Genomic DNA, 11,982 nt, shown 5'->3' on the forward strand with positions numbered 1-11,982 from the left:
AACTCCACCTTCAACAGTTTAAAAAACATATCTATTAAGCAATTCGGTAGATCTCTTTCTAAGTTCTTCTCTTAATTCAATAGGTTCAAGTAATTCAATCTGTTCCCCTTGACTTAAAATCCACATCAAGCAGCCCTTACCGAATACTTCTGCCTTAATAACGGTCTCTTGTTCAAATTGCTCTATAATTTGAGCAGTTGGAAATCGATCCATGATAGATTCAAGTGAAGGACCGTTGTACTTGAACTTCAATGTTAATAATTGACCACCATACATAAATTGGACACGCTTCTTAAGTTCCCCGTCTTCATAACGTTGATAGGAAAACTTCCTGCCTATTGACTTCACTACTACAATTCGATCAATTCTGTAGAAAGCCGGAGTTTCATATTCACTATTTTCGATTTTTGCAATTAAATAAAAATAGAACTCCGAGAATACAATGGCTAGAGGGTATACAGTACGCTCTCTATCCCTTCCATCCATTTTCTTGTATGTAATCTTAATAATCTCCTTCTTCATAATGAACTGTCCCAAGTCCCAGATCATGCTCAGAAGAGGCTTTCCGTGCGACACTGGCTGATAATGATATTTTTCATTCAGAACAAGATCCCTGAATGCTTGCTGCTCCGACTTAGAAATAATAGAACATACCGAATCCAACACCCTATCCAATTCTACTTTGTTAAAAGCCCTGCTTTCGAGAAGAATCTTTACCAGTGCAAACACTTCGACGGCGGAAATTGTATTACTGCTATTGTTTTCGATTACGTAACCTTTTTGTCCATAGTCGTATACAACTGACTCTCCTATACAATAATCCGTAATATATGCTCTGATTTCATCTAAATCCCTTTGAACGGTTTTCGGGGACACTCCAAATTCGGTCGCCAAGTGCTCCTTTTTTAATACAGAGCCTTTCCTGAGTCTGTCATACAAGGATAGAACGCGGCTTGCTTTTCTGTCATCCAGCATTATAAGTCCTCGCTAGCTTTAATTATTATAGGCATATTGTACCATGACTAAGGATGTATGATAAGATTTATTCCCTGAACCTCTCCTATTCACTACATAAAATGTGTGAATAAACAGCCTTACACTTGATTCCCATATCCAAGGAGTATATTTCCCGCTTTTATAACCATCGCTTAATGGATAATTAAAGTATATCAGCCACAATGGACATATCCTGTACATATGGAAAAATGCACAATTTTGTATTCTCATATTTCGGCCTGAATGCAAGATCAAATCAAAAAGCCCTATCGACGATTCCCTTAGAATAGCAACTGAAATGGAGAATGACCGACTCGCTTAACTATCTACGCTTATGTATTGTATCAAGCTCGATTACCATAAAAATCATGGAACGTTACCCTTAAAAATCGCCTGTATCTGGAGATTGACGACACGGTTGACATTGAGATTGAGCCTCTACGGGCATGATCCACTGCAAAAGGCGAAGCCATGGGCTTCGCAGGGGCCACTTGGCCTATCATGCCCGCCCCTTCATGTAATGCTTGTCTACCTCTATTGGATATTATCATACTCTGAGCATGACGTTTTTTGGGGGTGATTTCCGATGATTAAACACAACGCCTAAACAGCAATGTTACCATTGCTGTTGCAAGACTCTCTATTGGTGGAGTGGCCCTCGCCTTCCCAAGCAGGGTTCCCATATGTTAAATTAATTCACCTATGCTCGGTCGCTGAACTGAATCGATCAGTCCTCTTTTTCCTTTATTGGTTCTAAATTCAATTTACGATAAACAGCAAGACATTCGTTCAAGTACTCAGCCTCAGCTTGAGTTAACTTTTCCAAAACCTCAGATTGAACACCCGTTGTATCCATTAAAACTTCTGTAAAAACCTCTTTTTCACCAATTTCCTGTTCTATAAAATCTACAATAATTTTCTTATAGGGAATTTCTTCAATAGCTTCATTTACTATTTGCTTCATGGAAGCATAATCAAATATTTCCTCGACTTTTTCTTTACTAAACTCAAATCCTTTCATTGAGAATATCTCGCTTAGCATCCAACTCCACTTATCTTTATTAATATTAAGGAAAGTAGCAAGCATTGTGGCAATTGTATCCGTCCATACAGGAAAAAATTCTTGTTGGGAAATCTCCATAATAACCCCAGTCAATGCTAACCTCACTGGGTCTCCACCAATCACTTCACATAAAACATGAGTAACATCGAAAGGTGGTGGATGCATTTTTCCATTCTGAAGATTACTCAAATACGCCTTATTCTTATTAAAACCTCTTTTTCGCATTTCATTTTCTATTTCAGTTAAACTCATCCTGGAGTTTTTAATGTACTCTTTTAAAAGTAAAGAATAGGGATTGCTCATTTCACACCTCAAAAGTTATTATTTTTTTACAACTTTCGTTATTGACTCACTACAATACTAATGATATTATATGATTTATAGAAAAAAAGTTGTAAAATTATTATAACAGAAAAAAAGGAGGAATGCAGTATTAATAATCCTAAAATTTGGGGAGAAGTTTGCCTGAAAGTATTAGCTCCAGCTTTAGTAGCACTTGGGGGTATCCTGCTGACAATAAAAAACGATAAAAACGATGAGTCTTAAGAGGAAAGAGTATAATGCTCCCATAGGCTGAGACACGGGAGCATTATACTCAGTCGAACTGGAGGGTTCTTGCAAAAAAACATCAACTCGACAAATTTGTCGAGTTGATGTTTTCATAAAATCCTTAACGTGACACAGATAATTCATTTTTAACTACTCCAGCAAATACAATATTCGGATTAGTTATTTCAAAAGATCCGTATAAGATTTCGAGCTGGGCTCTGAAATTTTTTATATTCGATCTGTGCACCTCAGCTGGCCAGATACCTGTTGAATTAATCTCGTGACCCGAAGTCAGGATATAGCAAACATCATTTTTAAAGACAATGAGCTCCCAAGATGAACGATCAAAAATAGAATCACTATAACTTTTATTCATTAATGCATAATCAGAGCCACTTACACTAACAGGGCTAAATTCGTCTGGCTTGAAATTAAATATTGCTCGTTTAAGAAAATCCGTATGATTTATGTTTTGATCATATGGAACAATTCTCATTTTTGAATAAATGCCATGAGAGGTCATGTATTCAGAAATAGGATTAAACTCGTACTCTTCTTCCGTAGGTGTTGCTTTTGCATCAATGCTATACATATCGGAAGGATCTATTTTATATTTAACCTCACTATACATGAATGTCCAAGCCTCGGGTACCTGCGCTTTAAATCCATCTGTTTCTAATGGATAATATCCTTCTATATAACCAGTGATTGGTGTAGAAGATATTGGTGCAACTTTTTCTGGAATAACTTCTTCTGAGATGAGCAGCGGAAAAAATCCAGAGTACATATTTCCGTCCCAAATCATTTCTCGTTTAAACCAAGGCTGATATACTACGATGATCCTATTTTCATTATCCCAAAAGACTTCTAAGCCTAAATTCTCCGTTACAAATCGGAGGGGGAGCATGGTGCGGCCGTTTAAGATGGTTGGACTTACTTCCAACTCATTTTCTATTCCGTTGACTACTGCGTTTTTCTTATCTATCCAAACGTCAACGGTATTACCATTGAGTTGGATCGTGACTTTCCGTTCCGTGTTGTCCCAACTTGCTGACCCACCTAGCGCTCCGATAAGGGCAGAAATAGGGAGTAAGGTACGTCCTTCCTGCACAATAGGCGTTACCTTGCCAGATGCATCGACTGGTGCTTCATAAATAGCCTCATAGTTGGAAAGCATCATACGAGGGTCATTGATTTTTAAATAGACCCCTTGATCGCTTAGCATTCCATCCGGACTTTGTGGTTTGGAAGCGTGTGTATTTACACGAATGACTCCTTGTTGCTCGTCCCATGCAACGGAAAGTCCAATATCGTAGATGAAGTAATCCAACGGCACACCTGTTGAAGCAGTGCCGATGACAACGGGTGTGGGATCGATTTCTATTGTACCAAACCAGTTACCGCCACAGCCACCATCCACATCTTCAAATACGTTAGCACTGGATGCGTTTGCATTCGCCTCGAAACATTTTCCTCCAAAAAGTACTCTTGCGCCGACAGAACCAGCTTCAATTGGATCATTAATGAACACTTTGAATCCTGCTGCCGCAAAAATTTCGCCAAATGGGAACATCTCAACTCCATTTGAAAGGACAGGCGATGGAACTTTACCGACTTCAACACCGTCAACTTGGATAGCCACTTGGGTATTGGCAATTGCAGGTGATGGAATTAAGAAAACGACAAAAGAAATGAAAACTATAAAAGACAGCAGCTTCTTCAACATGCTTGGCTCCTCTTTTCCAAATAGATTTTTTCTGAGCGTTAGAACCTGTCTAGATGATTACGCTCCTTTAACAAGTGAATTTTAAATACCACCAGCACAAAGCCGAAAAGATCCAGCAAGGGAATGAATAGAAGCGATGGCTTACTCATTATCACTCTATCTGGACCTATCTATTATAATTCTATGCCTTGTTCTTCTTTCCTGAAATCAAAAAACCAACCCCTGATAACAGTGCTGTTAACGCCCCAATGATAGCAGCAATACCAATGTCACCAAACATCATCCCTCCTAAAAGGAGACCGATCACACCCAGAACTAATAACAGAATACCAATAACCTTCATCGTTCATTCCTCCAACGTTTATTAATGAAGTTCAAATGCTAGTGCGCTAATTTTAGGAATGGTTATTTGTCCACCCATTGTAGATTGATAAGTCTCCAATCCTTTTGACAATCCCCAAACGGTAACGATATCATCTTCAAGAATACGGAGTTCATCTTTACTCCGCTTATAGGTAACGTAAATCGTATCCTCGTACCCATACTCTTTTTTTGTAATATCAATTCGATAGGCAACATTATTACCTGACTCCATGACTTGAATAACTCGACCTCTATAACCGACTTTCTTATCCTTGTACTCATTTGGATTACGCGCGAGATCTTTGTAAGGGTAAGTGGACGCTTCCAACTTGAATTGCGTGAGATCGAAAGGCTCTTCGGTTGGTTTGGTTGTTTGAATGTCATTGCCATTAGTCGTAGTAGTTGGTTCCTCATCACTGGCAAAGGTACCGATTAAATAAAATATTACGAAGAGGACACCGATTACGATAATGAAGGATTTCAGGCATCCTCCGCGTTTCTTCGGACCTATCGTTTGGGAACTAGACTCCAAATCCTCTACTCTTACGTTCTGCATTTGTACTTGATCTGCCGCAAGAGCTGATCCGCAGTTGTTACAAAATTTTGCCTGGTGATCGTTTAATGAATTGCATTTGGAACAGTTCAAATTTCCCCCTCCTATTTACCTATTTCATCCAAGCCGATTATAACTGCCATAGTCGAATAATGTCAACAATTATAGTTACTATAATAATTAGAAACAATAGTTCGTTGAGACGTTCTTCAATACCTACTATGGTTTCCATAGATACTTATGGCTACCGTAGGAGAGATGCATATGAATAAAATTTCAATTCTCATCGGTGATAAACTCCGCTCCCTTCGTCAGCAGCAGGGGCTAAGCCAAGAAAGTCTCGCTTTCAGAGCTGGTATTACACCTACATACTTAGGCCAGGTTGAACGTGCCGAGAAAAGCCCTACATTAGAAACACTTGAGAAAATTGTATCTTCCTTGGGCATATCATTCGAGGAATTATTCCGATTGGACTCTGATCTAACAAACAACGTTGACTATACCATTGCACAGAAAATTGCTATACAGCTTCATGGCCGGTCTCAAGAAGAGCAAGATTCACTGTATCAGATTATTAAGCAGTTAATTTCTTTTAGGGACCTAAAATAAGAATGTACAGCATTCCCGAAACACTGGTATGTTCCGTGTGATCAATGATCGCTATCTAGCATAGCGTCTACAGCTATAATATATAAATTAATATTTGAATCATGCGAAGCTACCAGTGTTCTTGTTATTCCGATACAAATGGAGTTTTTTGTTTAGCCTTTCTGTATGACTTGCAATTCCCCTTCATATAAATCCCCGCTCTTTTAAACTTACATATGTGCCACTGCCAATCACAACATGATCAAGCAACTCAATTCCAATAATTGTTCCTGATTCAATTAGACGTTGAGTAATCGCAATGTCTTCCGGACTCGGATCTGGATTACCGCTCGGATGATTATGTGCACATATAATTGATGCACAGCTTCTTTTTATGGCTGAACGGAACACTTCCCTTGGGTGAACAATGCAAGCATTTAAAGAACCGACCGATATAACTTCTTTTGCAATTACCCCGTTTTTTGTATTGAGAAATAGACAAACGAACTGTTCCTGCTTTAAATGCCGAAATTCCGGTTCTAGCAGCTTGTAAACGTCCTCGGGGGACCGAATTGTATTTATAGAAGGCAACGGCGCAGAAATGATTCGGGATAGCTTGAGCGTGGCTATAATTTGTCTGGCCCTTGCTTTCCCAACTCCTTCAATAGTAAGAAGTTCTTGCTCTGTTACATCAACTAGGTCAGCAAACGTAGGAAATCGGTGAAGTATTTCTTCGACGATATAACTCCCAGGCTTTTCGCGAAGCGAGTTGGTTAATAGTGATTTTAGATCGTCATGAGAATTCTTTCTCATCATAAAATTCTTTCCCTTCTAACTTAAATTGATTTATTTCGGTAAACAAAAAGAACCAACCCAAATGAAGCAGTTGGTGCATTTAATCGGGACCAGTCTCGTGGCAATTTAAGAAATAATAATATCCCCTATCTTGACCAAGTTTCCTCTCTTATTGTTTGCTACTCTTCGAGCACCTCCTCATAATGTCTTTAGCCCGGATATGTAATCATGATTATAATATAGATTTGAATATATGAATAATACGGCGCTCCTGGTTGGGCTTAAATAGGTAAAAAAGTTATTTCTATTAATTTTGGAAGGATTATGACGAAGCGTGACGAAATAGATTTATATATATGCGAATAGGTCTTTCGAACTGAATGTCATTTACGTGTAATTTCTGATTCAAATTTTTAATAGTTAAAGTGGAATATTAAGAATGACCGAACTCAACGCAGACAGGGCATCAGTAGACTTTGAATTAAACCAGGAGGAGAGAACGCATTGTTAACTTACAAAGAACAGCTTAAGGAAGCACAAGCAAGAGGGCATAACCAACATGTAGCAACTAAAATTCTTGATGCTTTGGCAAAGTTAAAAACAGAAGATAGCGAGAATTCATCGAGAAGATGGATATGGGAGTTAATGCAAAACTCCAAAGACGCTGTTAATATCACTAAGAAAGTTCGAGTCAAAATAAATTCTCATTTGAGTCAAGATGATGGTTTTATTGAGTTTAAACATAATGGCGAACCATTTACTACTGACAACATAACTTTTTTGATTGAACAAGTCTCTTCTAAAGATAGAGAAAGTGTTGATGGAGAGGTACTCAAAACCACAGGTAAATTTGGAACTGGATTTTTAACTACACACTTACTTTCAGAAAAAGTAGAGATTGAAGGAGTTATAAAGGAACCACATCAACCACATAAACAATTTAATATTCTTCTTGATAGAAGCGGACAAACCCCAAGTAAGTTGATTGAAGCAGTTAATTATTCAATGGCACAGCTTGATCAGTTAGATGAGCAAGATCCATTCTCAGACTATGATGAAAATGAGTTCAATACAGTATTTCGTTACAGGTTAGATGAGTATGGACTAAAAGTAGCGAAATTAGGTCTGGAGGATTTGAATATCTCCATAGCATACGCTTTGGTCTTTTCTCCCAATATTGAGTCAATAACAATTAATGAAGACATTCACTACGAGTTGGATATTAGTCACACAGAGGAATTAATCAGTTTTTTCAAGATATTCAAGATAAACAAAATAGAAAAGCATAAGAAAACCGTATTCTTCATCGCTTGTCTTACTAGAGATTCCATATCTGTCGCAACAGAAATTATCTACATAGATAATAAAATACACCTAAAAGAATTAGAACCTTCTTTACCACGACTTTTCTGTGATTTCCCTTTAATTGGAACTGAGGGTTTCCCTTTTCCGATCGTACTGAATAGTCCCATATTTAACCCAACTGAACCGAGAGATGGTATTCGTCTGACGGATCAAGCAACTCTTGAAATCAAACAAAACAAAGAGATTATGGTGAAAGCGACAGAGCTTTATGCCATATTCTTAGAATATGCTTCATCTAATAATTGGCTAAGCATTCATCAGCTTGCTAAGTTTCCCGAATTGCAGGAGAAGACATGGCTATCAAAAAAATGGATAGAAGCAGAAGTTACACACATCATACAAAAAAAAATACAAACAATACCCATCGTCGATACTGAAGATGGAAATAGATTAGCAATTGAAGGGGAAAACCTTCAGATTTATTTTCCGTGGTCTAAAGATTCAACTGTAAGAGAAGAGATTTGGGATTTAGCGAATTTTTGGAATCCTAATCTCTTACCTAAAAAGTCAGATATCCATTGTTGGTCTCAAATAGAATGGTTACGCCGTTATAAACTTACTACTGATACGTTTACTGAAGCTATTCACAAGCAGGCTGAACTATCTAAACTAGATAAAATCTTTAAAGGTAAAATAAGTGCACTAAATTGGTTGAATACTTACTATAAGTTATTAAGCAAGAGTGAAGCATCTCTCCACAAAATTCTTATGGATGAATATGCTGTTATACCTAACCAAAACGGGGTTTTCAAAAAGAGATCTGAACTATTGCAGGATATTGATATTGATGAAGAAATTAAAAATGTAATGCACATTTTAGATGTAAATATTCGAGACTATTTGTTACACAAAGAAGTAACAACCGAAAAAATCACTTACCTTCCTAAGATGCAATCAGATGTTATTGAACAAATGAATAAAATTTTAAGAGAAGGTAATGAAACCAAAATAAGTAAAGCAAATGATTATCTGGTTACTTTGTTTTCCTCAGATGAAAGTTTCCCGTTAAAACGTTTAACAATCTATAATTTATGTATGACTATTTGGCCTGATGATATTCAGGAGAAGAAGAGTATCGTTAATTGGTCTGAGGAGGTCTGGGATGAAACTGATCGTAAACAAATGCGGTGGATAGCCTCAAAAATTGCTGAACAAATGAACATCGAAGCCTTTACTAGGAAGTTTAACTTTAGTGATAGATTCGAATCCATTAAATGGCTAGATAATTTTATAGAATTCCTGAATAAGAATGGATTTGAAAATATAATTAATTCATCCAAGACAGCAATATTCCCAAATCAAAACGGTGTTTTCTTAACTAAAGAAGAACTGTTTCTTGATAATGGAGAAATCGAAGAAGTACTGAAAGATATATTAGCTACCCTGGGACATGATGTTCGAGATGAATTACTTGATGCCAATATTTTTTTAGATTTGCCTGGAAGCAGAACGAGAAATCAAGAATATGTTGCAGAAGAAATCCTAAAATTAATAGAACCACGAATTTCTGAATACCCAAAGTCGGAAGATACAAAGTCATTGCTCAATAACCTTCAAATTTGGTTTAGACACAATAAAGATAAGGCAGAATTATTATTTGGAGATCTATACAAAAACAAATATAGGCTTTACGATGATGAAACACTCTCAGAGAACATGCAACAGGTAGAAAACTATAAAGGAATTATGAAGGAATTTGGTATTAGCGATCTTCAAGAATTAAGGCAAAGACTAATACAAAAAGAAACCCTAGAAATCTATCAACAGCGGGAGGAGATAACTCAAGAAACATTAGCGAGCCTTGGAGTAACTTCTCTTGAAGAATTAGAAGAGGCTCTGAAGGACAACAACTTTGCTGCAAAATTTATTCATACTTCTACACCTACCGTGGAAATGTTCAAATATGCACAAAGTTTAATAGGCAGGGCGAAGACTAGAGTAATTGAGCATCTCAAGAATAATTCAAACTACGATTGTACTGAGATCGAAGAGCTGGCCGGAACAGTTTTAGGTGGGATCAAAAAACAAGGGCTTGATATACATGTAGTAGTAAGACCTTCAGATAATGGAGAAGTTATAGTTTATTACCGTTCCGAAAAAGACACTTTAGACTACGCCAACGCAGAATTATGGATCGACAATGGGGAAGATGAACCAAGACATTTAACGTTTGGGAAAATCCTCAAAAAAACCGGGATCAACAGAATACCCGTTTAAATCTTAAGATAACTTTTCTATAAAAGAGAGATAGGATTCTAGAAAAGGGACCTATCTCTTTTTTTACGTCACAAGTGTATGCATACCATTAGTTTCTATCATATCATAGTGAATGAGGGAATAGAGATGAATATATCTGACGAAGTTACCCATTTAATTGGATCCTTAGAATCGGAAAAACTAGAATATAAGGCAGTCTTACCTCCTTCAAGAAGTATCGCTCAGTTGATTAGCGGTTTTGCTAATACAAATGGAGGCTTTATAATTTTAGGAGTAGCAGAGAATCGTCCTGGCGATATTGAGATAGTTGGTTTAAGCGAGGATTTTCATGTTAACAGTATAGTACATAAAGCTATAGATCTTCTTTCACCGTCACCTCAAGTACACTATCAATACGTTATATATAGAGGAAAAACAATTTACGCAATTAAGATCGAGCACTCCACAGTTCCTATTAGTATAGAAAATAAAATTTATATAAGAAATAGCGATGGATTTAATATAATTAGCAATCAAGTTGAAGTTCAATTTAAAGCAAACGGGTATATGCGAATTAAAGAGATAGCTGCCCAATTAGAAAGCTATAATGAAAGAGCGACGAATGCGAAGAGTCGCTATATTGAACATTATCAAAGTTTATTAAAACTTTTCGATGACTTAAGTGAAACGTTATATCCTCATGGAGCAGAAAATTCAACTGACAAACGAGAAGGGAAAGTACTATTACGAATACTATTTTCTTCATTCGTTGACAATTTTGAAGTGTATTTGTCTGATTTACTTTATGAGATTTTCCTTGCAAAGCCTGATGTCTTAAAGTCTAAAGAGCAGGTTACTGTAGAAGAGGTTCTGAAATGTTCTGATATTCAAGAATTTGTTGAATACTTAGCTAAGAAAAAAATAGGTAAACTCCAAAAGGGAAGTGTAAAAGGATTCATTGCTGATAATAAGCAAATAAGCCAGTTAAATGTTATAGATAAAGAGTCTCAGGAAGAAATCGAAAAAGTGCTACAGATAAGGCACCTATACTCGCATAGAAATGGTATAGTAGATGAAAAGTTTCTCCAATATTTTGTTGGGCAGTTCATACTAAACGAAGAACATTCTATGTCTGCTTCAGAGATTTGTGATATACTTTGTTACCTAGCTGCAATCGTTGAAAAAATCGACTTAGCTGCAATGGAACGCTATAGACTGGCGTAAGAAGGTATGCACTAAAGCGGATAGCTTCTTGTCGCCGCTAACTGTATTTAAACTAGCCAAATTACCTTAATAATCTTGTGCGTTAGCCATCAAAAGTCTGAAGCCGAAAATGATACCATGATTGACAGGGGCCTTTACGGGCTTGATAGGTTAAAAGCCTCTGCGACGTCTGCCACTTCGTTATTTTGCAGTAAATCATATCCGTCCATACATGAAAGCCTTGTTTACCTCGCTAAAATTCTAGAAGGAAGATCATGTTAATTTTTGAAGGAATTTCTGATGATTAAACTCCACGCTCACTTCTACTACTCTATGAAAGATGAGCGGTAGACAAGTCCTAACTAAGTTATCAAGGACTTTCTTATAATCTATTCCTAACGCACTCGGGCTGTATTCGTTAAAATAAGTTGATCCATAAAATGGACTCTTACACTATCATTGAACTGTGCCCCGTATGATAGACACTTTGAAAAAAGTGCCCATCTTACGGTTTTTTGTGTTTTAATCAAACTTTTGAAATGAATGTAGGCTGGTTTTCAGCTTGAAATCATAGGGTCTACGACG

The 11,982-nt window shown here is 37.0% G+C and carries 9 protein-coding genes; 3 read left to right on the plus strand and 6 right to left on the minus strand.

All coding sequences use genetic code 11. The features are described 5' to 3' along the window. Positions 1 to 18: 18 nt before the first annotated feature. The 5 genes from B1748_RS33170 to B1748_RS33185 all read right to left on the minus strand — a co-directional run bounded on the left by B1748_RS33170 (position 19) and on the right by B1748_RS33185 (position 5,343). On the minus strand, positions 19 to 975 hold the full coding sequence (locus tag B1748_RS33170) for a helix-turn-helix transcriptional regulator (protein WP_087572258.1): 957 nt from the start codon (positions 973 to 975) through the stop codon (positions 19 to 21). Positions 976 to 1,723: 748 nt separating this feature from the next. After that, a complete protein-coding gene (locus B1748_RS33175; RefSeq protein ID WP_087572259.1) occupies positions 1,724 to 2,362 on the minus strand; it encodes a hypothetical protein in 639 nt (212 codons plus the stop codon). A 367-nt stretch (positions 2,363 to 2,729) separates the two neighbouring features. Continuing rightward, entirely contained in the window at positions 2,730 to 4,334 is a 1,605-nt protein-coding gene (locus B1748_RS33180; RefSeq protein WP_087572260.1) for a stalk domain-containing protein, read from the minus strand. Between the two features lie 181 nt (positions 4,335 to 4,515). Then, positions 4,516 to 4,677: a hypothetical protein gene (locus B1748_RS37095; protein WP_179215954.1), complete on the minus strand. Its 162-nt coding sequence runs from the start codon at positions 4,675 to 4,677 to the stop codon at positions 4,516 to 4,518. 21 nt (positions 4,678 to 4,698) lie between these two features. Further along, positions 4,699 to 5,343, minus strand: a complete 645-nt coding sequence (locus B1748_RS33185; protein ID WP_087572261.1) for a zinc ribbon domain-containing protein — start codon at positions 5,341 to 5,343, stop codon at positions 4,699 to 4,701. Between the two features lie 171 nt (positions 5,344 to 5,514). Between B1748_RS33185 and B1748_RS33190 the strand changes: the two genes are divergently transcribed. Next, positions 5,515 to 5,859 (plus strand): helix-turn-helix domain-containing protein, encoded by a 345-nt coding sequence (locus B1748_RS33190; protein WP_179215955.1) that lies wholly within the window; start codon positions 5,515 to 5,517, stop codon positions 5,857 to 5,859. A gap of 183 nt (positions 5,860 to 6,042) precedes the next feature. Here the strand turns inward: B1748_RS33190 and radC are convergent, their stop codons facing one another. After that, a complete protein-coding gene (gene radC, locus B1748_RS33195) occupies positions 6,043 to 6,654 on the minus strand; it encodes a RadC family protein (protein WP_256976099.1) in 612 nt (203 codons plus the stop codon). A gap of 483 nt (positions 6,655 to 7,137) precedes the next feature. Here radC and B1748_RS33200 point away from each other — a divergent pair, with 483 nt between their 5' ends. After that, positions 7,138 to 10,215 carry a sacsin N-terminal ATP-binding-like domain-containing protein gene (locus B1748_RS33200; protein ID WP_087572263.1) on the plus strand — a complete coding sequence of 1,026 codons (3,078 nt, stop codon included), beginning with the start codon at positions 7,138 to 7,140 and terminating at the stop codon, positions 10,213 to 10,215. Between the two features lie 126 nt (positions 10,216 to 10,341). Further along, a complete protein-coding gene (locus B1748_RS33205; RefSeq protein WP_087572264.1) occupies positions 10,342 to 11,418 on the plus strand; it encodes an AlbA family DNA-binding domain-containing protein in 1,077 nt (358 codons plus the stop codon). Positions 11,419 to 11,982: the final 564 nt, after the last annotated feature.

The sequence above is a fragment of the Paenibacillus sp. MY03 genome (genome assembly GCF_002165585.1).
Classification (GTDB): Bacteria; Bacillota; Bacilli; order Paenibacillales; family Paenibacillaceae; genus Pristimantibacillus; species Pristimantibacillus agaridevorans.